Below are 19,422 nucleotides of genomic sequence, written 5' to 3'. Positions count from 1 at the left end.
CGCGGCCGTTCACAGCCGGGCGCGGGTCGCCTCCAGCAGCCGTACGACCGAATCGTCCGCTACGTCGGCGACCTCGTCGTAGGCGAACCAGCGCAGGTCGAGCGACTCGTCGCTGATCTGTTCCACGGCCCCGGCGGGAGCCAGCGCCGCGTACTGGACGTCGAGGTGCCAGGCGCACGGCGTGAGGTGCCGGTCCAGGCGGACCGGGCCGCCGGGCAGCAGGCGCAGCCCCTCGACACCTGACTCCTCGGTGGCCTCCCGCAGGGCGGCGGCGGTCAGGGTGGTGTCGCCGGGCTCGCAGTGGCCGCCCATCTGCAGCCACATGCGCAGCTTCTTGTGCAGGGTCAGCAGCACACGCCCACGCTCGGGGTCGACGACCAGGGCGCTCGCCGTGATGTGGCCGTCCGCGCAGGCCTTCCACATGCCGTCCGGGTGGGCGGCCAGATGGTCCAGGTAGACCTGGCGCAGCAATTCCTGGTCCTCGTACCCCTTGAGCACGAGGACCGCGTCGTCGTGGAGGCTCACTCGGTGTCGTCGTCCTCGGGCTCGTCGGTCCCGGGCTTGTCGCCCTCGGCGCTCTCGTCCTTCTTGCGCAGGTCGGGCTTCGCGCGGCCGGCCGCCTCGCCGAGCATCTTGTCGAGCTCGGAGAAGTCGATCTGCTCGCGGTGCACGAAGCCGTCCGGGTCGTCCAGGTCGGTGGCCGTCGGCAGCATGTCCGGGTGCGCCCACAGGGCGTCCCGGCCGTCGACCCCGCGCGCGTCCGTGAGCGAGGCCCACAGGCGGGAGGCGTCCCGCAGGCGGCGCGGCCGCAGCTCCAGGCCGATCAGCGTGGCGAACGTCTGCTCCGCCGGCCCGCCCGAGGCGCGGCGGCGGCGCAGCGTCTCGCGCAGCGCGTCAGCGGACCCCAGGCGTGGCTTGGCGGCCGCGTGGACCACCGCGTCCACCCAGCCCTCCACGAGGGCCAGAGCGGTCTCCAGACGGGCCAGGGCGGCCTTCTGCTCCGGGGTGTCCTCCGGCTGGAACATGCCCTGCTGAAGAGCCTGCTGCAGCTCCTCCGGGTTCTGCGGGTCGAACTGGCCGACCACGTCCTCCAGCTTGGCCGTGTCGACCTTGATCCCGCGCGCGTAGCCCTCCACCGCGCCGAACAGGTGCGAGCGCAGCCACGGCACGTGCGCGAAGAGACGCTGGTGGGCGGCTTCGCGCAGGGCGAGGTACAGCCGCACCTCGTCCTGCGGGACGCTCAGGTCCTTGCCGAAGGCCTCGACGTTCAGCGGCAGGAGGGCCGCCTTGCCGGCCGGGCCCAGCGGCAGGCCGACATCGGTGGAGCCGACGACCTCGCCGGCGAGGACGCCGACGGCCTGCCCGATCTGCGTGCCGAACATGGCGCCGCCCATGGAGCGCATCATGCCGATCAGCGGGCCGGCCATGGCCTGCATCTCTTCCGGCAGGATGTCGCCCATGGCGCCGCCGACCCGCTCGGCGACCGGGTCGACGAGCTCCTTCCACGCGGGCAGGGTCGCCTCGACCCACTCCGCGCGGCTCCACGCGACGGCGGAGGCCGAGCCGGACGGCAGCGACGTCGCGTCGTCGAGCCACAGGTCGGCCAGGCGGACGGCGTCCTCCACGGCCTTGCGCTCGGCGGGGCCGACGCTGGCGTCCTTGGTGCCGTCCGGGGTGCCCTGCGAGACCGTCTGGCGGGCGATCTGCTTGGCCATGTCCCAGTTCACCGGGCCGCCCTCGTAGGAGAGCATCTGACCCAGCTGCTGGAACGCGGCGCCCAGGTCGGTGGGGTTCAGTGAACCGAACATGGCAGCGAGCGGATTGTCCGCGCCGCCTCCCAGGCCTCCGGCACCGGGCAGCCCGAAACCGAAGGGGTTGGACGGTCCCTGACCACCACCGCTCTGCTGGTCCTTCTCCTTGCCCTCGTCGCCGTTCTCCGGCTCCTCCGGCGGAAGGCCGAATCCGAATGGGGTGTCACTCACGGGATTCCTCGGCTGGTAAGGCCGCCGGTCTCTCTCCGACGGCACGACTGCCCGACAACACCACCCAGCGTAGACACCGCGAGCGGTTCGGGCCTCGGTGCTTCGCCGAGTGAACGCCTGCGGCAGGATGGATGCCACCTGGTACGTACGCGTCATTTGCGCTCGTATGAAGACAACCGCTGGAGACGCCCGGTGAGTTCCCCAGATCCGCAGGTTCGCGCAGCGCGAAACCACTCAACCACATCCGCCCCGCGCGGGCCCGTCGTCGCGGTCACCGGTGCCGCGTCCGGCGTCGGCGCGCTGCTCACCGAGCGGCTCGCCGCCTCGGAGGAGATCAAGCAGGTCATCGCCATCGACGAGCGGCGCGGCGAGTGCGAGGCGGCGCAGTGGCAGATCCTGGACGTCCGGGATCCCGCCATCGCCGACAAGCTCCGCGGCGCCGACGTCGTCGTCCATCTGGCGCTCGACCTCGACCTGGGTTCGGACGCCGCCGCCCGAACGGCCTACAACGTGCGGGGGACCCAGACCGTGCTGACCGCCGCGGCGGCGGCCGGTGTGCACCGGGTGGTGCTGTGCACCTCCGCGATGGTCTACGGAGCGTTGCCGGACAACGAGCTGCCGCTGGCGGAGGACGCGGAGCTGCGGGCGACGGCGGAGGCCACCGCGGTCGGGGACCTGCTGGAGATCGAACGGCTTGCGCGGCGCGCGCCGCGGGCGCATCCGGGGCTGAACGTCACCGTGGTGCGGCCGGCGGTGCTGGTCGGGGGCACGGACACCGCGCTGACCAGGTACTTCGAGTCGCCGCGGCTGCTGGTGGTGGCCGGGTCGCGGCCCGCGTGGCAGTTCTGCCACGTCGAGGACCTGTGCAGCGCGCTGGAGTACGCCGTGCTCGAGAAGGTCGACGGGGAGCTGGCGGTCGGCTGCGACGGGTGGCTGGAGCAGGAGGAGGTCGAGGAGCTCAGCGGGATCCGGCGGATGGAGCTGCCGTCCGCGGTGGCCTTGGGCGCGGCGGCGCGGCTGCACCGGATCGGGCTGACGCCGTCGCCGGCGGGCGACCTCGCGTACACGATGTACCCGTGGGTGGTCAGCGGCAGCCGGCTGCACGACGCCGGATGGCGGCCGAAGTGGACCAACGAGGAGGTGCTGGCCGAGCTGCTGGACGAGGCGTCCGGGCGGCACACCGTGGCCGGGCGGCGGCTGGGGCGCAAGGACGCGACCGCGGCCGGTGCGGCGGGCGCGACGGTGGCCCTGCTGGGCGCGGCCGCGGTGGTACGGCGGGCCCGGAAGGCGCGGCGGAGGGTCTGAGCCGGGCCGGCACTCGCCGGCGCCGGTCAGCGCTCTCCCCGGCTGACCGAACCCCGCACCGCGGCCGTCCGTGGCCGCGTGTCCGTACGTATCTCCAAGCCTTCACGCGTGCGTGCATGGTGAAACGTCTATTTCGGATGGGCGTGCGGTGCGGCACGATGGGGGCATGGCACCCACGTACGACCATCCCGGTGAGCAGGCCGCGGCGGATCCCATCAAGTTGATCGGTGTGCGGGACACGGCGCTGTCCGTGGACGAGGTCTTCCGGGCCGTCGGGGACGACGCCGCCGGCGGGACCGCGCTGTTCGTGGGAACCGTGCGCAACCACGACGGGGGCACCGACGTGGACGCGCTCGGGTATTCCTGCCACCCCTCCGCCGAGGCCGAGATGCGGCGCGTCGCGGAGAAGGTCTGCGCCGAGTACCCCGTACGGGCGCTGGCCGCCGTCCACCGTGTGGGGGAGCTGGCCGTCGGCGATCTCGCCGTCGTGGTCGCCGTGTCGTGCCCGCACCGCGGCGAGGCATTCGACGCCTGCCGGAAGCTGATCGACGACCTCAAGCACGAGGTGCCCATCTGGAAGCACCAGAGGTTCTCCGACGGTACGGAGGAGTGGGTCGGCGCCTGCTGAACCGGCCGCCTGTCGAGCCGGCTGCCACCGAGCCGCCGTGCGGTGGATTTCCGGTTGCGTAACCGACCCCCTGGCGTGAGCGTTGTCACGGCAGGCGGTTAATCTGCTGATCAGTCGGTAGCGGTCACTCAGTCGGGGTCGGGAGGTCGCCATGGGGGCGCTCGTCTGGTTGCTGATTCCGCTCGTGGCTGCGGTCGCGGCCGGCCTGTGGGGCGGTTGGGCGAACCGGACCCGCAAGGTCCGCAATGACGGCCCCGAGCTGGACGGCTACGCGCGCTTCCGCGAGGCGATGGAGAAGTCGCACTCCGGCACCTGAAGCGGGCGCGGGTGTGATCAAGTCGGCGGCCCTGACGGTGCTCCGACAGACACGTCCCGTACTGTCGTGCCATGCCACGCCGCACCGCGACGATGCTCGCCTCCACCTTGATGCTGATCGCACTCCTGTGCGCCGGAGTGCTGATCGACGTGCCGTACTCGGAGATGTCCCCGGGACCGACGGTGAACACGCTCGGCGACCACGACGGTGAGCCGGTGCTGCAGATCTCCGGGCGCAAGACGTATCCCACGGACGGTCACCTCAACATGACCACCGTGCGGGTCACCAGCGCCGACTACCGGATGAACCTGGTGGAGGCGGTCTACGGCTGGCTGGCGCACGACATGAAGATCGTGCCGCACGACACGCTGTACCCGGACGGCAAGACGGAGGAGCAGTCCAGCCAGGAGAACGCCGAGGAGTTCAGCCAGTCCCAGGAGAGCGCCAAGGTCGCCGCCCTGAAGGAGCTGCACGTCCCGGTGCAGTCCTGGGTGATCGTCTCCACGGTGGTCAAGGGCTCCCCGGCGGAGGGCAGGCTGCACGCCGGTGACGTGATCAAGGCCGTCGACGGCACCGCGGTGAAGCAGCCCGCCGACGTGGCCAAGCTGGTGACCGAGCACAAGCCCGGCGAGAAGGTGGTCTTCCGGATCGTGCCCGCCAAGGAGCAGGCGGCCGCCGAGAAGGAGCACCGGACGGCGACCGCGGCCAAGGACGTGACGATCACCACCGCGACGTCCGACGACCAGGGCCGCAAGCGGGCCATCGTCGGGATCTCGGCCGGCACCGACCACACGTTCCCGTTCACCGTCGACATCAAGCTCGCCGACGTGGGCGGCCCGAGCGCCGGTCTGATGTTCGCGCTCGGCATCTACGACAAGCTGACCCCGGGCGCCCTGACCGGCGGCAGGTTCGTCGCGGGCACCGGCACCATCGACGACGACGGCAAGGTCGGCCCGATCGGCGGCATCGAGATGAAGACCGTCGGCGCGCGCAACAAGGGCGCCCAGTACTTCCTCACGCCCGCAGACAACTGCGCGTCCGCGGCCAAGGAGACCCCCGAGGGCCTCACCCTGGTCAAGGTCAAGACCATCGGCGACGCCCTCGACGCCCTCAAGGACATCGGCAGCGGCCGGACCGCCGACCTGCCGAAGTGCACCAAGTAGCGGGTTCTCAGCCCTCGAACGTCGCCGCGAGGGCGTCCGCCAGGCCCGGGATCAGGTCCGGACCGGTGAGGACCTCCGTCGGGGAGTCCTTCTCGCGCAGCCGCAGCGCCGACTCACGGGCGCCGTCGCGCAGCACCGCCACCGTCATCCGGACCTCCTGACGCTCGGGGTGCTCGGCGACCCACTGCGCCAGCTTGGGGCCGTCCAGGCCCTGCGGAACCTGGGCCTCGGCGGACGGCGGCAGCATCAGCCGCTCCACGGTCAGCGCACAGCCGGCCACCGCGTCGGGCCAGGCGATGGTGGCCAGGAACTCGTCGAGCGGCCGGTCCGTTGCAATCTCGTCCTGCTCGATCGGGGTGAGGCCGGGAGTCTCGTCCTGGCCGAGGCCGAGCTGGTCGGCGAGCGAGGGTTCCTGAGCGCGCAGCTGCTGGGTGTCGACGAGGGCGAAAAGGCGTGCGGGCTGGTCCCAGCCGAGCCCGGAGGCGTACTCGTCGATCTCGAGTACGGCCCGGGTGAGGGGGTTCGCTGCCATGGGAGTGTTGGACATGGTCACAATCCTGCCTCGTTCCCGGCCGAAATCGGGAACCGAGTAAACCGTGAGTAAGTTGCATAGGTGTGGGCCCGCGATCACGGGGGGCCACGGCGGGCCGGCGAAAACGCGGGTCTGACGAGACGACAGCGAACTTCGAGGTGCGCACCTTGGCTTTCCAGATGCCGGACCGCGGCGGAGGCCCCACGGGGCCGCGGATCAGAGTGGGACGCCCGTCCCGGCGTGTCCGGACCCTGCTCGCGACGCTGGGCGTCCTTGCCGTACTCGGCATGGCGTTCACCATGTTCGCGGGCTTCTGGACGGACTGGCTGTGGTACCGGTCGGTGAAGTACTCCTCGGTCTTCACCACCACCCTGTGGACCAAGATCGGGCTGTTCTTCGTCTTCGGCCTGCTGATGGCCGTCGCCGTCGGCCTCAACATCTGGCTGGCCCACCGGCTGCGCCCGCCGCTGAGCGCGATGTCGATGGAGCAGCAGAGCCTCGACCGCTACCGGATGGGCATCGCGCCGTACAAGAAGTGGCTGCTGCTCGGGATCACGGCCCTGGTGGGTCTGATCGCCGGAGCGTCGGCCGCCGGCCAGTGGCGCACCTGGCTGATGTGGGTCAACGGCGTGTCCTTCGGGCAGAAGGACCCGCAGTTCCATCTCGACGTCTCCTTCTACGCCTTCGACCTGCCCTGGTACCGCTTCCTGCTCGGCTTCGGCTTCGCCGCCACGATCCTGTCGCTGATCGCCGCCGCGCTCACCCACTACCTGTACGGCGGGCTGCGCGTCACCAGCCCCGGCGCGCGTGCAACGGCCGCGGCGACCGGTCATCTGTCGGTGCTGCTGGGCGTGTTCGTCACGCTGAAGGCGGTCGCCTACTGGCTCGACCGGTACGGACTCGCGGTGAAGTCCAGCGACTTCAAGGCGACCGACAACTGGACGGGCCTGAGGTACGTCGACGCCAACGCGTACCTGCCCGCGAAGACCATCCTGTTCTGCATCGCCGTCATCTGCGCGCTGCTGTTCTTCGCGACCCTGTGGCGGCGCACCTGGCAGCTGCCGGTGATCGGTTTCGGCCTGATGGTGCTCTCCGCGATCCTCATCGGCGGGCTCTACCCGGCGATCGTGCAGAAGTTCCAGGTCCAGCCCAACGAGCAGGCCAAGGAAGCTCCGTACGTCCAGAAGAACCTCAAGGCGACGCGTGAGGCGTACGGCATCGACGACACCCAGGTCAGCGAGTACCCGGGCACCAGCACCACCAAGGACACCACGAAGCTGCGCGACGACGCCGAGAGCGTCGCCAGCATCCGGCTGATGGACCCCAATGTCGTCGGCCCGACGTTCCAGCAGCTCCAGCAGGTGCGCAACTACTACGGCTTCCCGTCCAACCTGGCCGTCGACCGGTACAAGACGAAGGACGGCAAGGTCCAGGACACGGTCATCGGTCTGCGTGAGCTGAACCTCAACGGCATTCCGAAGCACAACTGGATCAACGACCACTTCCGTTACACGCACGGCTTCGGCGTGGTCGCGGCCAAGGGCACCGAGGCCGACTCCGAGGGCCGCCCGGTCTTCACCGAGTACGACCTGCCGTCCAAGGGCGACCTCGGCGCCTACCAGCAGCGGGTCTACTACGGCGAGAAGACCACCGCCTACTCCATCGTCGGCGGTCCCCAGGACGAGATCGACTACTCCGACGACAGCGGCGAGAAGACCACCCGCTACCAGGGCAAGAGCGGTGTGAACCTCGCCAATCCGCTCAACCGGGCCGCGTACGCGGTGGCGTTCGGCGAGCCGCAGATCCTGTACTCCGGTGCGATCGGCGACGGTTCGCGCATCCTGTACAACCGCACGCCCAAGGAGCGCGTCGAGGCGGTCGCTCCGTGGCTGACCATCGACGGCGTGACGTACCCGGCGGTGGTCGACGGCCGGATCCAGTGGATCGTCGACGCCTACACCACCACCAACGGCTACCCGTACGCCTCGCGCACCACCCTGGGTGACACCACGACCGACTCGCTGACGGCCGCGAACAACCAGCGGGTGGTGGCCCAGCAGAACCAGGTCAACTACATCCGCAACTCGGTGAAGGCGACCGTCGACGCGTACACCGGCGAGGTCAAGCTCTACCAGTGGGACACCAAGGACCCCGTCCTGAAGACGTGGATGAAGGCGTTCCCGGGCACGGTCCAGCCCAAGAGCGACATCTCCGCCTCGCTGATGGAGCATCTGCGCTACCCGCAGGACCTGTTCAAGGTGCAGCGCGAGCTGCTGACCCGCTACCACGTCGAGGACGCGCAGACCTTCCTCAGCGGCAGCGAGGTGTGGCAGATCCCGGACGACCCGACCAACAAGTCGGGCGACGCGGTGCCGCCGTACTACCTGAGCATGAAGCTGCCGGGGCAGAAGTCCCAGGCGTTCTCGCTGACGACGACGATGACGCCGAACGGCCGGGACAACCTCAGCGCGTTCATGTCCGTCAGCGCCGAACCGCAGTCGGGCGACTACGGCAAGATCAGCATCCTGAAACTGCCGACCGGCAAGACCATCGACGGCCCGAAACGGGTGCAGAGCCAGTTCAACTCCGAACCCTCCATCGCCGAGTCGATCAGCCTGCTGCAACGCGGCGACTCCAAGGTGGAGTACGGCAACCTGCTGACCGTCCCGCTGGACGGGGGCCTGCTCTACGTGGAACCCGTCTACGTCCGCGGCGGTGACCTCAAGTACCCGCTGCTGCGCAAGGTGCTCGTCACCTACGGCGGCAACACGGCCTTCGAGAACACCCTGGACGAGGCCCTGAACAAGGTGTTCGGCGCGAACGGTTCCGCCACGCAGCCACCGGACCAGGGCACCGGCACCACCAAGCCGCCGGCGACGGGCAACCCGACGGTCCAGCAGGCGCTGAACGACGCGCAGAAGGCGTTCGACGCCGGCCAGGAGGCCCTGAAGAAGGGTGACTGGCAGGCGTACGGCCAGGCGCAGAAGGACCTGGAGGAAGCCCTGAAGCGGGCCGAGGACGCCCAGTCCAAGGCGAGCCAGGGGGCGCAGGGCGGCAAGGCCCAGGGCGCGAGCCCCAGTCCCAAGCCGACGACCGCTCCGAGCGCGGGTTCCAAGCCGACGCCCTCTCCGAGCAGCGGCTGATCATGGCCCGCCCCGCGCCGTGGTACGGTTGTACACACAACGGCGCGGGGTGGAGCAGCTCGGTAGCTCGCTGGGCTCATAACCCAGAGGTCGCAGGTTCAAATCCTGTCCCCGCTACTGAAGTCGACGACGTGGTCGTACGACAGTGAAGGCCCGGATCCTCACAGGGATCCGGGCCTTCGTGTGTGCGAACGCATGTGCCGACGGGTAGGAGCGCCGTGCCGCCGTGGGGAGTTGGGGGAACTGTGTTTGACTTGTCTCTCTGTGGGCATGTCGACAAAACGCTGAAGTGACCTCACGGACTGCGGTATACCGGGTGTACCCAGGTTGCAGGTGGTGCGACGATGGACGTTATGGGGGACAAGGCAACTCTGTTCGAGACAGGGCGATTTGTTCAGCCTTCGGGCGATGAGGACGAGGGCGACGCCGCGGAGGAACTGCGCCAGCGCCTCGCCGCGGAGGCCGGCGACGTCGAGGCGATGAGCGTCCTCGGGGCCATGCTGCTGCGCCGGGGCGACCTCGACGGAGCCGAACCCCATCTGCGTGCCGCCACCGCCGAGGGCGACCGCGCGGCCGCCAACAACCTCGGTGTCCTGCTGCACCAGCGGGGATATGCCGACGAGGCCGCCGGATGGTGGCGGATCGCGGCCGTCGCCGGTTCCGCGGCCGCCGCGCACGCGCTCGGCCGGCACCACCGCGAGCGCGGCGACGAGCCCGCCGCCGAGTACTGGCTGCGCCAGTCCGCCGAGCAGGGACACGTGCTGGGCGCCTACGCGCTCGCCGATCTGCTGGAGCACCGCGCGGACGCCGAGTTCGAGCGGTGGCTGCGGGCCGCGGCCGAGCGCGGGCACCGGGAGGCGGCGTACCGGCTGGCCAGGGCGCTCGACGCGAGAGGCGCACGGGAGTCCGGCGGAGACAACGGTGTCGGCCTCGTCGCCGAGGCCGAGCAGTGGTACCGGCAGGCCGCCGCGCGCGGCCACCGGCGGGCCGCGCTGCACCTCGGGGCGATCCTGGAGAAGCGGGGCGAGCTGCAGGAGGCCGGCCGCTGGTACCTCACGTCCGCGAAGGACGGCGAGCCGCGCGCCGCGTGCGCGCTGGGCTTCCTGCTGCGCGACGCCGGCGACTCCGACAGCGCCGCCGCGTGGTGGCTCAAGGCCGCGCAGGAGGGCGACGGCAACGCCGCCAACGCCCTGGGCGCGCTGCACGCCGAGCGCGGGGAGACGCAGACCGCCGAGCGGTGGTACCGGGAGGCGATGGACGCCGGGGACGTCAATGGCGCCTACAACCTCGGGCTGCTCTGTGCCGAGCAGGGGCGGACCGCGCAGGCCGAGCAGTGGTACCGGCGCGCCGCCTACGCCGGGCACCGGGAGGCGGCCAACGCGCTGGCCATCCTGCTGCTGCGGGGCGGGGACGAGACCGGGGCCGAGCCGTGGTTCTCCAAGGCGGCGGAGGCCGGGAGCGTGGACGCCGCGTTCAATCTGGGGATCCTGTACGCCGGGCGGGGCGAGGACGCGGCCGCGCTCAGGTGGTACGAGCGGGCGGCGGCCGCCGGGCACACCGAGGCGGCGCTGCAGGTCGGGATCGCGCGCCTCAGGGAGGGCGACGAGCCGGAGGCCGAGCGGTATCTGCGGTGCGCGGCGGGTGGCGGCAGCGCGGAGGCGGCGTACCGGCTGGCCGCGGTGCTGGACGCGCGGCGGCCGCCGGTGCCCACGCACGAGCTGGGCGAGTCGCTGCAGTCGCTGCACGAGAAGACCGAGTGCGAGGAGTGGTACGAGCGCGCGGCGTCCCAGGGGCACCGGCGGGCGCAGGTCCGGGTGGGCATGCTCGCCGCGGCGCGGGGCGATGTCGTCGAGGCGGCGCGGTGGTACCGGGAGGCGGCCGAGGCCGGGTCGCGGAACGGGGCGTTCAATCTGGGGCTGCTGCTGGCGCGGGAGGGCAGCGAGCCGGAGGCGGCGGTGTGGTGGACGCGGGCGGCCGACGCCGGGCACGGTCGGGCGGCGTTGCGGCTGGCCCTGGTCTACGCGCGTCGGGGTGAGCTGGCCGAGGGGCAGCGGTGGGCCGACCGGGCGGTGACGCTGGGACCGGGGGAGGTCGCGAAGCGCGCGGCGCGGCTACGGGACGCCCTGCGAGAGGAACTGTCGGCGTGAGGCTGACGCCGGCCGGCGTGCCGACGGGGGGCTCCAGCCGGCCCAGGGGCGCGGGGAACTGCGCGACCAGCCACGGCGGACCCGCGGACGAGCGAGTGCCGCGGCACCCCGCACGGAAGCGATTTGCTTCTGTCGGCTCCCTTGACGTAGTGTTCCATTCATCGACGCGGGGTGGAGCAGCTCGGTAGCTCGCTGGGCTCATAACCCAGAGGTCGCAGGTTCAAATCCTGTCCCCGCTACTGAAGGCCGAGGGCCGGAAGCCGAAAGGTTTCCGGCCCTCGGTTTTTTTCGCTTCCGCCCTCGGTGCGTTCCCGGGCGGACGTCGGTTCGCGGCAGAGAAAAACCCCGGTACGGGATCCGTATCGGGGTTTTCGGCGTACTGCTACGCGCTCGCGCAGTTCGGGCACAGGCCCCGGTACGTCACCTCGACGTCCGAGACGGTGAAGCCGAAGCGCTCCGTGTCGGGCAGGTCGGACAGGGGGTTGCCCGTCGGGTGCACATCCTTGATCGCGCCGCAGTTCGCGCAGACCAGGTGATGGTGCGGCCGGTGCGCGTTCGGGTCGTATCGCTTGGCGCGCTTGTCGGTGCTGACCTCGAGCACCTCGCCCAGGGAGACCAGTTCGCCGAGCGTGTTGTACACGGTCGCCCGGGAGATCTCCGGCAGCTTGGCGACGGCCCTGGCGTGCACCTCGTCGGCGGTGAGGTGGACGTGCTCGCCGTCCAGGACCTCGGCCACGACACGCCGCTGCGCGGTCATCCGCCAGCCGCGGCCGCGCAGGCGTTCCAGAAGGTCGCTCATGGAGACCAGCCTAACAGCAAGGAGACCAGGTTCCGAATAGGTGTGAAGTTGGATCTCGACTTGACTTAGACATAGTCCAATGTAGGATCGGCAACGGCTTTGGCCACGGGGCAGGTACAGACGGAAGTTACGCAGGAGGCGCTCATGACCACGGGACCGCTCACGACGGAGGCCGGTGCTCCGGTAGCCGACAACAACCACAGCGAGACCGCGGGCATCGGCGGCCCGGTGCTCGTCCAGGACCAGCTCCTGCTCGAGAAGCTGGCCCACTTCAACCGCGAGCGCATCCCGGAGCGCGTGGTGCACGCCCGCGGTGCCGGCGCCTACGGCACCTTCACGGTGACCGCGGACGTCACGCCGTACACGCGGGCGAAGTTCCTCTCCGAGGTGGGCAAGGAGACCGAGGTCTTCCTGCGCTTCTCCACGGTGGCCGGCAACCTCGGCGCCGCCGACGCGGTCCGCGACCCGCGCGGTTTCGCGCTGAAGTTCTACACCGAGGAGGGCAACTACGACCTCGTCGGCAACAACACCCCGGTGTTCTTCATCCGGGACGCGATCAAGTTCCCGGACTTCATCCACACCCAGAAGCGCGACCCGTACACCGGGTCCACGGAAGCCGACAACGTCTGGGACTTCTGGAGCCTGAGTCCGGAGAGCACCCACCAGGTGACCTGGCTCTTCGGTGACCGCGGCATTCCCGCCTCCTACCGCCACATGGACGGCTTCGGCTCGCACACCTTCCAGTGGAGCAACGAGGCCGGCGAGGCCTTCTGGGTCAAGTACCACTTCAAGACCGACCAGGGGATCAAGAACCTCACCGCCGAGGAGGCCGACGTCCTCGCGGGCAAGGACCCCGACTCCCACCAGCGCGACCTGCGTGAGGCGATCGAGCGCGGCGAGTTCCCGAGCTGGACGGTGTACGTCCAGGTCATGCCGGTGGCCGAGGCGGCGGCCTACCGCTTCAACCCGTTCGACCTGACCAAGGTGTGGCCGCACGGCGACTACCCGCTCATCGAGATCGGCAAGCTGGAGCTCAACCGCAACCCGCGGAACGTCTTCGCCGAGGTCGAGCAGTCGATCTTCTCGCCGGCCCACTTCGTGCCGGGCATCGGCCCGTCGCCCGACAAGATGCTCCAGGGCCGCCTCTTCGCGTACGGCGACGCGCACCGCTACCGGGTCGGTATCAACGCCGATCATCTGCCGGTGAACCGCCCGCACGCCACCGAGGCGCGCACCAACTCCCGGGACGGCCACCTCTACGACGGCCGCCACGGCGGGGCGAAGAACTACGAGCCGAACAGCTTCGGCGGCCCGCAGGAGACCGGACGCCCGCTGTGGGAGCCGCTCGGCTCCCTCGCCGGCGGCACCGGCAACCACCCGACGCCTCGGCATGCCGAGGACGACGACTTCGTGCAGGCCGGCAACCTCTACCGGCTGATGACCGAGGACGAGAAGGAGCGCTTGGTGGGCAACCTGGCCGGCGCCCTCTCGCAGGTCTCGCGCGAGGACATCGTCGAGCGCGCGATCGGCAACTTCCGTCAGGCCGACGCCGACTTCGGCAAGCGGCTGGAGGTCGCGGTGCAGGCGCTGCGCGGCTGACCTGCCGGATCGAGTGTGCGGCCGACGGGCCGGGTACCCTCGCGGGGCCCGGCCCGCCGCCGTGACTCACGCGGGGATGCGTTCGCGGGCCGGTGCCCAGCAGCGGATGATGTCGCGGACCGAGACGACGCCGGCCGGCTCGTCGCCGTCCAGGACGATCAGGTGCCGGAAGCCGCCGTGCGCCATGGCGCGGGCCGCCTCTTCCAAGGTCCAGGCGGGGGTCGCGAACACGACGTCGGTCGTGGTGTGGTCGTCGGTCAGCTCGGTGTCCGGGTCCTGGCCCAGGCCGACCGAGTTGAGGATGTCGCGTTCGGTGAGGATGCCGATGCCGCCGGCGTCGGGGTCGTACACGACGGCCGCGCCGACCCGGCGGGCGGACATCAGAGCGGCTGCCTGACGGAGGGTGTGGTGCGGGCCGATGGTGAGGACCACCGTGCTCATGGCGTCGCGGACGAGCATGGTCTAGAGCCACCTCCTGGAGTCGTCCCCGGCTGCTTGTTCCTTCATTCACAAGTTCACAAGCGGGGGGACTCTCAGAGTGGCAGGTAAAGCGGGGGTCAACAAGAGGGCGCGTGCGGCCCGTTGGGGGCGCGCACGCTCACCTCGGGTTTCTCAGTAGCGCCCGTTCAGATACCCCAGCAGCTCGTCGTGCAGCAGGCCGTTGGACGCCGCCGCGTTGCCGCTGTGCGGGCCGGGGCGGCCGTCGAGGCCGGTGAAGGTGCCGCCGGCCTCCGTCACGACGATCGCGTTGGCGGCCATGTCCCACAGCGACAGCTCCGGCTCGGCGCACAGGTCGACCGCACCCTCGGCGACCAGCATGTACGGCCAGAAGTCGCCGTACGCGCGCGTGCGCCACACCGTGCGGGACAGGTCCAGGAAGCCGTCCAGATGGCCCCGCTCCTCCCAGCCGGTGAGGGAGGAGTAGGCGAAGGAGGCGTCCGCGAGCCGCGAGACGCGGGAGACCTGGAGGCGGCTCGCCCGGGAGAGGCTGCGGCCGGTGTAGGCGCCGTGGCCCTTCGCCGCCCACCAGCGGCGGCCGAGGGCGGGGGCGGAGACCACGCCGACGACGGGCTGGTAGCCGCCCTCACCGGCCTCCATCAGCGAGATGAGCGTGGCCCAGACGGGGACGCCGCGGACGTAGTTCTTGGTGCCGTCGATCGGGTCGATCACCCAGCGGCGGGGGCCGGTGCCCTCGATGCCGTACTCCTCGCCGAGGACCGCGTCGCGGGGGCGCGAGCGGGCGAGGTGGCCACGGATTATCTCCTCCGCGGCCTTGTCCGCTTCGCTGACCGGGGTCATGTCCGGCTTCGTCTCGACCTTGAGGTCGAGGGCCTTGAAGCGGTCCATGGTGGTGGCGTCGGCCGCGTCGGCGAGGACGTGGGCGAAGCGGAGGTCGTCGAGGTAGTCGGGCATGTGAGGAACGGTAGTCGTCGTGGTGAGGGTGGGACTACCTGGGTCCGTCAGCTGGAAGGCACGGTGACCCGCGAGCCGGGCACACACCGCGTACACACCCTTGACAGTGCATACGACCGCGTCAAACCTGGGCGCAGAGTCGGTCGCCCTAGGGAGCGATGATGCCTGCTGCGAGGGAATCCCTGCTGGAGGCCGCGTTCGCGGCGGTGACGCGTCGGCCGTGGCCGGCGGTGCGGATGGTGGACGTGGCCGCGGCGGCGGGAGTGTCCCGGCAGACGCTGTACAACGAGTTCGGCAGCAAGGAGGGGCTCGCGCGGGCGCTGGTCAGAAGGGAGGCGGACGCCTACCTCGCCGGCGTCGAGCGGGTGCTCGCCGGGAGCGGTGACGCGGGGGAGCGGCTGGCGGCGGTCGCCGAGTGGACGGCGTCGGCGGCCCGCGACAACCCCCTGCTGCGTGCCCTGCTCACCGGCTGCTGGAGCGAGCGGCTGCCCGCGCCGCCCCTGCACGCGGTGCCGTCCACCTCGGCCGTACCGGCGCAGCGCCGCGCCGACGGGCCGCTGCCCTCGCCCGGCGAGTTCGTGGCCCAGGTGCGCGACCGGGCCGTCGCCGCGCTGTCCGGGCCCGGCCCGGCGAAGACGGACGGTGCCGAGTCGGCCCGCTCCTGTGAGCTGGTGGTCCGGCTCGCGCTGTCCTGCATAGCCGCCCCGCCCGGCGAGGGCGGTCTCACCGAGCTGGTGCACGCGGTGCTGCCCCGGCAGGGGGCCTGAGCGGCGGTCAGTGCGCGGAGCCGGACAGCTGCAGGCCGATCACGCCCAGGATGACCAGGCTGATGGAGACGATCTTCAGCGTGGACACGAGGTCGCCGAGGAAGACCATGCCGTAGATCGCGGTGCCGGCCGCGCCGATGCCGGTCCACACCGCGTACGCGGGGCCCACGTCGAGCTTCTTCAGGGAGAGGGTCAGCAGGCCGAAGCTGCCGAGCGCGAAGCAGGCGAACGCGATCGTCGGCCAGAGGCGGGTGAACCCGTGCGAGAGCTTCAGGCACACGGCGAAACCGGTCTCCAGAAACCCGGCCACTATGACCAGCAGCCACGCCATGTGCTGTCCTCCCGTTGATCCGGATCTCCGGCTCGGTGCGATTATGCACTTACCGAGCGCGAGCCCCGGCAAACAACGCGACACCGGACCGGCACCTGGGGACAACGCGACACCGAACCGGCACCGGCGGACAACGCGGCGGCCTCCCGTCCCGCTCAGTCGCCCTCCGTGCGCTCCCGCGTGGACAGCAGCCGGCGCAGCGAGTACAGCCGGGCCGGGTCGGAGTGGCCCTCGGCGACCCACGCGTCCAGCGCGCAGTCCGGCTCGTCGTGGCTGCACGCGCGCGGACAGCCCTCCGTGCCGGCCGCCAGGTCGGGGAAGGCGTGGATCACCCGGGAGGGGTCGACGTGGGCGAGACCGAAGGAGCGCACGCCCGGGGTGTCGATCACCCAGCCGTCCCCACCGGCCAGCGGCAGCGCCAGCGCCGAGGTGGTGGTGTGCCGGCCGCGGCCGGTCACGGCGTTCACATGCCCCGTCAGCCGCCGCCGCTCCTGCGGCACCAGCGCGTTGACCAGCGTCGTCTTGCCGACACCCGAGTGGCCGACGAACGCCGTGATCCGTCCGTCCAGCTCCGCGCGCACCCGGTCCGCGGCTTCGCCGTTCTCCAGTTCCTCGCGGCTGGTGACGACGTAGGGGATGTCCAGGTCGCCGTACAGCTCGAGGAGTTCGTCCGGCGGGGCCAGGTCCGACTTGGTCAGCACCAGCAGCGGCTCCAGGCCGCCGTCGAACGCCGCGACGAGGCAGCGGTCGATCAGGCGCGGGCGGGGCTCGGGGTCGGCGAGGGCGGTGACGATGGCCAGCTGGTCGGCGTTGGCGACGACCACCCGCTCGAACGGATCGTCGTCGTCCGCAGTACGGCGCAGCACCGACGTGCGTTCCTCGATGCGCACGATCCGGGCGAGCGTGTCCTTCTCGCCGGACAGGTCGCCGACGATCGCCACCCGGTCCCCGACCACGGCGGCCTTGCGGCCCAGCTCGCGCGCCTTCATCGCCATGATCGTGCGGCCGTCGACGAGGCAGGTCAGCCGGCCCCGGTCGACGGTGAGGACCATGCCCTCGGTGGCGTCCTCGTGCTTGGGCCGGATGCTGGTGCGCGGCCTGCTGCCCCGGCGTCCGGGGCGGGTGCGGATGTCGTCCTCGTCGGTGTGCTTGCCGTAGCGGCGCATGGTGAACCCCTACGCCCCGAGCATCCCGGTCCACAGTTCGGGGAATTCCGGCATGGTCTTCGCCGTCGTCGCCACGTTCTCGATCTCCACGCCCGGAACCGCCAGGCCGATGATCGCACCGGCCGTCGCCATGCGGTGGTCCTCGTAGGTGTGGAAGATGCCGCCGTGCAGCGTGCGCGGGCGGATGTGCAGGCCGTCGGCGGTCTCGGTGACATCACCGCCCAGCTCGTTGATCTCCTTGGTGAGCGCGGCCAGCCGGTCCGTCTCGTGCAGCCGCAGGTGGGCCACACCGCGCAGCGTGGAGGGGGAGTCGGCGAGCGCGGCGACCGCGGCGATGCCGGGGGTCAGCTCGCCGACCTCGCCGAGGTCGACGTCGATGCCGTGCACGGAACCGGAACCGGTGAAGACGAGGCCGTAGTCGGTCAGCTCGCAGGAGCCGCCCATCTCGGTGAAGATCTCCCGCAGCCGGTCACCGGGCTGGGTGGTGCGCTCCGGCCAGTCCGGGACGACGACCCGGCCGCCGGTGACCAGCGCCGCCGCCAGGAACGGCTGCGCGTTGGACAGGTCCGGCTCGATGGTCAGGTCCCGGCCGAGCAGGGCGCCCGGCGTCACCCGCCACACGTTCGGCTCGCCCCCCGACTCCGGGGTGTCCACCTGGGCGCCGACCGCGCGCAGCATGTCCACGGTCATCTGGATGTGCGGCATGGACGGCAGGGTGGTGCCGATGTGCCGGACCTCCACGCCCTGGTTGAAGCGCGGCCCCGACAGCAGCAGCGCCGAGACGAACTGCGAGGAGGAGGACGCGTCGATCTCCACCGGGCCGCCGTCCAGAGCGCCCCCGCCGTGCACAGTCATCGGCAGCGCGCCCCGGCCGTCGTCGTCGATCCGCGCGCCGAGCGCGCGCAGCGCGTCGATGACACCGTGCAGCGGTCGCTCGTACGAGCGCGGGTCGCCGTCGAAGCGGATGGGGCCGTCGGCGAGCGCGGCCACCGGCGGCAGGAAACGCATCACCGTGCCGGCGTTGCCGACGTCGACCGTGGCCGGGCCGCGCAGCCCGGTGGGCAGCACACGCCAGGCCTCGCCGGTGCCGTCCGGGCCCACGCCCTCCTCGATCTCCACGCCCATCGTGCGCAGGGCCCCGGCCATCAGCAGGGTGTCGCGCGAGCGCAGCGGGCGGCGCAGCCAGCCCGGTTCGGAGGCGAGGGCGGCGAGCACCAGGGCACGGTTGGTGACCGACTTGGACCCGGGCACGTGGACCGTCGCGTCGACGGCTCCGCTCGCGTGCGGGGCGGGCCAGAGGGCGGTGTGTGCGGGGTTCGGGGCCATGAGGCCACTTTATAAGGAGCCCGAGGTGGAGGTCGTCGCGAGCGCCCGTCGGCCGGCGGCCCGGCTGCCGGGCCGTCACCACCCCAGCAGCCAGCGCCCCCCGCCGATCAGCGAGCACAGCGACACCGCGTGGAACAGGAACAGCCACAGCCCCGCCGGCGCGTGCGTCAGCCGGTGCAGCTGGTCGGCGTCCGAGTCCCCGGCGCTTGCCCGGGCCCGCTTCGCCTGCAGCTCGAAGGCCGGGCGCACACCGCCCAGCAGCAGGAACCACACCACCACGTACGCGAACGCCGCCTGCACCTGCGGCCCCGCGAGCCAGGAGACGAGCACGAACGTGCCACCCGTAAGGAGGACCGTCAACGCGCCGTACGCATTGCGGATCATCACCAGCATCGCCACCAGCAGAGCCGTCGCCACCCACAGCAGCAGCGTGATCCGGCCCGTGGCGAGCAGGGCCGCGCCGCCGAGGCCGAGCAGCGGGGGAGCGGTGTACCCGGCGGCCGCGGTGAGGATCATGCCGAGGCCGTACGGCTTGCCCCGGCTCACCGTCAGCCCGCTGGTGTCGGAGTGCAGCCGGATCCCGGTGAGCTGCCGGCCGGTGAGCAGCGCGACCAGACCGTGGCCGCCCTCGTGGGCGATGGTGATGGCGTTGCGCGATATCCGCCACAGGGTGTGCGGGACGACCACGGCCAGCGCCGCGACCATGGTGGCCAGCACCACCCACAGGTCCGGGTCGGGCTGGGTGCCGGTGAGCCGGTCCCAGAGGTCGGGCAGCGCGGTGGCGGCGAGGTCGTCCATTGTCTCG

At 71.3% G+C, this 19,422-nt stretch carries 18 protein-coding genes and 2 tRNA genes; 10 read left to right on the top strand and 10 right to left on the bottom strand.

Going from position 1 to position 19,422, the window contains the following annotated elements; translation table 11 throughout:
- Window positions 1–9 precede the first annotated feature (9 nt).
- Window positions 10–525, bottom strand: coding sequence for an NUDIX hydrolase (locus tag ACF1GV_RS22265; protein ID WP_391683531.1), 516 nt, complete (start codon window positions 523–525; stop codon window positions 10–12).
- Entirely contained in the window at window positions 522–1,982 is a 1,461-nt protein-coding gene (locus ACF1GV_RS22260) for a zinc-dependent metalloprotease (protein ID WP_391683529.1), read from the bottom strand. The genes ACF1GV_RS22265 and ACF1GV_RS22260 overlap by 4 nt, the downstream gene beginning before the upstream one ends.
- 192 nt (window positions 1,983–2,174) lie before the next feature.
- On the opposite strand from ACF1GV_RS22260, the gene ACF1GV_RS22255 reads away from it, so the two are divergent.
- From ACF1GV_RS22255 to ACF1GV_RS22240, 4 genes are all read left to right on the top strand, one after another.
- On the top strand, window positions 2,175–3,287 hold the full coding sequence (locus tag ACF1GV_RS22255; RefSeq protein ID WP_391683527.1) for an SDR family oxidoreductase: 1,113 nt from the start codon (window positions 2,175–2,177) through the stop codon (window positions 3,285–3,287).
- 166 nt (window positions 3,288–3,453) lie between these two features.
- Window positions 3,454–3,915 carry a molybdenum cofactor biosynthesis protein MoaE gene (locus tag ACF1GV_RS22250; RefSeq protein ID WP_391683524.1) on the top strand — a complete coding sequence of 154 codons (462 nt, stop codon included), beginning with the start codon at window positions 3,454–3,456 and terminating at the stop codon, window positions 3,913–3,915.
- A 151-nt stretch (window positions 3,916–4,066) separates the two neighbouring features.
- Window positions 4,067–4,231 carry a hypothetical protein gene (locus ACF1GV_RS22245; RefSeq protein WP_391683522.1) on the top strand — a complete coding sequence of 55 codons (165 nt, stop codon included), beginning with the start codon at window positions 4,067–4,069 and terminating at the stop codon, window positions 4,229–4,231.
- 71 nt (window positions 4,232–4,302) lie between these two features.
- On the top strand, window positions 4,303–5,394 hold the full coding sequence (locus ACF1GV_RS22240) for a PDZ domain-containing protein (RefSeq protein ID WP_391683519.1): 1,092 nt from the start codon (window positions 4,303–4,305) through the stop codon (window positions 5,392–5,394).
- A gap of 7 nt (window positions 5,395–5,401) precedes the next feature.
- Here the strand turns inward: ACF1GV_RS22240 and ACF1GV_RS22235 are convergent, their stop codons facing one another.
- Complete coding sequence (locus ACF1GV_RS22235; RefSeq protein ID WP_391683517.1) at window positions 5,402–5,941, bottom strand: PPA1309 family protein; 540 nt, start codon at window positions 5,939–5,941, stop codon at window positions 5,402–5,404.
- A 164-nt stretch (window positions 5,942–6,105) separates the two neighbouring features.
- On the opposite strand from ACF1GV_RS22235, the gene ACF1GV_RS22230 reads away from it, so the two are divergent.
- From ACF1GV_RS22230 to ACF1GV_RS22215, 4 genes are all read left to right on the top strand, one after another.
- Window positions 6,106–9,069 (top strand): UPF0182 family protein, encoded by a 2,964-nt coding sequence (locus ACF1GV_RS22230; RefSeq protein WP_391684037.1) that lies wholly within the window; start codon window positions 6,106–6,108, stop codon window positions 9,067–9,069.
- Between the two features lie 43 nt (window positions 9,070–9,112).
- Window positions 9,113–9,186, top strand: a tRNA-Met gene (locus ACF1GV_RS22225).
- 227 nt (window positions 9,187–9,413) lie between these two features.
- Entirely contained in the window at window positions 9,414–11,216 is a 1,803-nt protein-coding gene (locus ACF1GV_RS22220; RefSeq protein WP_391683514.1) for a tetratricopeptide repeat protein, read from the top strand.
- 165 nt (window positions 11,217–11,381) lie between these two features.
- Window positions 11,382–11,455, top strand: a tRNA-Met gene (locus tag ACF1GV_RS22215).
- Between the two features lie 143 nt (window positions 11,456–11,598).
- Here ACF1GV_RS22215 and ACF1GV_RS22210 read toward each other — a convergent pair.
- Complete coding sequence (locus ACF1GV_RS22210; protein ID WP_361631193.1) at window positions 11,599–12,015, bottom strand: Fur family transcriptional regulator; 417 nt, start codon at window positions 12,013–12,015, stop codon at window positions 11,599–11,601.
- Window positions 12,016–12,159: 144 nt separating this feature from the next.
- Between ACF1GV_RS22210 and ACF1GV_RS22205 the strand changes: the two genes are divergently transcribed.
- Window positions 12,160–13,614, top strand: a complete 1,455-nt coding sequence (locus ACF1GV_RS22205; RefSeq protein WP_391683512.1) for a catalase — start codon at window positions 12,160–12,162, stop codon at window positions 13,612–13,614.
- Window positions 13,615–13,680: 66 nt separating this feature from the next.
- On the opposite strand, the gene ACF1GV_RS22200 is transcribed toward ACF1GV_RS22205, so the two are convergent.
- Together ACF1GV_RS22200 and hisN are read right to left on the bottom strand one after the other, a co-directional pair.
- Entirely contained in the window at window positions 13,681–14,073 is a 393-nt protein-coding gene (locus ACF1GV_RS22200) for a cyclic nucleotide-binding/CBS domain-containing protein (RefSeq protein WP_391683510.1), read from the bottom strand.
- A gap of 153 nt (window positions 14,074–14,226) precedes the next feature.
- Window positions 14,227–15,027 carry a histidinol-phosphatase gene (hisN, locus tag ACF1GV_RS22195; protein ID WP_391683507.1) on the bottom strand — a complete coding sequence of 267 codons (801 nt, stop codon included), beginning with the start codon at window positions 15,025–15,027 and terminating at the stop codon, window positions 14,227–14,229.
- A gap of 161 nt (window positions 15,028–15,188) precedes the next feature.
- On the opposite strand from hisN, the gene ACF1GV_RS22190 reads away from it, so the two are divergent.
- Window positions 15,189–15,794 carry a TetR/AcrR family transcriptional regulator gene (locus tag ACF1GV_RS22190; protein ID WP_391684034.1) on the top strand — a complete coding sequence of 202 codons (606 nt, stop codon included), beginning with the start codon at window positions 15,189–15,191 and terminating at the stop codon, window positions 15,792–15,794.
- Window positions 15,795–15,801: 7 nt separating this feature from the next.
- Here the strand turns inward: ACF1GV_RS22190 and ACF1GV_RS22185 are convergent, their stop codons facing one another.
- From ACF1GV_RS22185 to ACF1GV_RS22170, 4 genes are all read right to left on the bottom strand, one after another.
- The gene (locus ACF1GV_RS22185; protein ID WP_363262627.1) at window positions 15,802–16,125 is read right to left on the bottom strand and encodes a multidrug efflux SMR transporter; all 324 of its coding nucleotides are present in this window, start codon (window positions 16,123–16,125) and stop codon (window positions 15,802–15,804) included.
- A 155-nt stretch (window positions 16,126–16,280) separates the two neighbouring features.
- Window positions 16,281–17,291 (bottom strand): ribosome small subunit-dependent GTPase A, encoded by a 1,011-nt coding sequence (gene rsgA, locus ACF1GV_RS22180; RefSeq protein ID WP_391683505.1) that lies wholly within the window; start codon window positions 17,289–17,291, stop codon window positions 16,281–16,283.
- A 9-nt stretch (window positions 17,292–17,300) separates the two neighbouring features.
- Entirely contained in the window at window positions 17,301–18,617 is a 1,317-nt protein-coding gene (aroA, locus tag ACF1GV_RS22175; protein ID WP_391683502.1) for a 3-phosphoshikimate 1-carboxyvinyltransferase, read from the bottom strand.
- Window positions 18,618–18,692: 75 nt separating this feature from the next.
- Window positions 18,693–19,415 carry a M50 family metallopeptidase gene (locus ACF1GV_RS22170; RefSeq protein ID WP_391683499.1) on the bottom strand — a complete coding sequence of 241 codons (723 nt, stop codon included), beginning with the start codon at window positions 19,413–19,415 and terminating at the stop codon, window positions 18,693–18,695.
- Window positions 19,416–19,422 lie beyond the last annotated feature (7 nt).

Source organism: Streptomyces sp. NPDC014006 (assembly GCF_043088925.1).
GTDB lineage: Bacteria > Actinomycetota > Actinomycetes > Streptomycetales > Streptomycetaceae > Streptomyces.
Note: the sequence above shows the minus strand (reverse complement) of the source record. Positions and strands in the feature narration are given on the sequence as shown.

Excerpts from the sequence above, each read along its gene's own strand:
- ACF1GV_RS22250 (WP_391683524.1), top strand. The coding sequence starts at position 3,454 with ATGGCACCCACGTACGACCATCCCGGTGAGCAGGCCGCGGCGGATCCC.
- ACF1GV_RS22245 (WP_391683522.1), top strand. The coding sequence starts at position 4,067 with ATGGGGGCGCTCGTCTGGTTGCTGATTCCGCTCGTGGCTGCGGTCGCG.
- ACF1GV_RS22240 (WP_391683519.1), top strand. The coding sequence starts at position 4,303 with ATGCCACGCCGCACCGCGACGATGCTCGCCTCCACCTTGATGCTGATC.
- ACF1GV_RS22235 (WP_391683517.1), bottom strand. The coding sequence starts at position 5,941 with ATGTCCAACACTCCCATGGCAGCGAACCCCCTCACCCGGGCCGTACTC.
- ACF1GV_RS22230 (WP_391684037.1), top strand. The coding sequence starts at position 6,106 with ATGCCGGACCGCGGCGGAGGCCCCACGGGGCCGCGGATCAGAGTGGGA.
- ACF1GV_RS22220 (WP_391683514.1), top strand. The coding sequence starts at position 9,414 with ATGGACGTTATGGGGGACAAGGCAACTCTGTTCGAGACAGGGCGATTT.
- ACF1GV_RS22210 (WP_361631193.1), bottom strand. The coding sequence starts at position 12,015 with ATGAGCGACCTTCTGGAACGCCTGCGCGGCCGCGGCTGGCGGATGACC.
- ACF1GV_RS22205 (WP_391683512.1), top strand. The coding sequence starts at position 12,160 with ATGACCACGGGACCGCTCACGACGGAGGCCGGTGCTCCGGTAGCCGAC.
- ACF1GV_RS22200 (WP_391683510.1), bottom strand. The coding sequence starts at position 14,073 with ATGCTCGTCCGCGACGCCATGAGCACGGTGGTCCTCACCATCGGCCCG.
- hisN (WP_391683507.1), bottom strand. The coding sequence starts at position 15,027 with ATGCCCGACTACCTCGACGACCTCCGCTTCGCCCACGTCCTCGCCGAC.
- ACF1GV_RS22190 (WP_391684034.1), top strand. The coding sequence starts at position 15,189 with ATGCCTGCTGCGAGGGAATCCCTGCTGGAGGCCGCGTTCGCGGCGGTG.
- ACF1GV_RS22185 (WP_363262627.1), bottom strand. The coding sequence starts at position 16,125 with ATGGCGTGGCTGCTGGTCATAGTGGCCGGGTTTCTGGAGACCGGTTTC.
- rsgA (WP_391683505.1), bottom strand. The coding sequence starts at position 17,291 with ATGCGCCGCTACGGCAAGCACACCGACGAGGACGACATCCGCACCCGC.
- aroA (WP_391683502.1), bottom strand. The coding sequence starts at position 18,617 with ATGGCCCCGAACCCCGCACACACCGCCCTCTGGCCCGCCCCGCACGCG.
- ACF1GV_RS22170 (WP_391683499.1), bottom strand. The coding sequence starts at position 19,415 with ATGGACGACCTCGCCGCCACCGCGCTGCCCGACCTCTGGGACCGGCTC.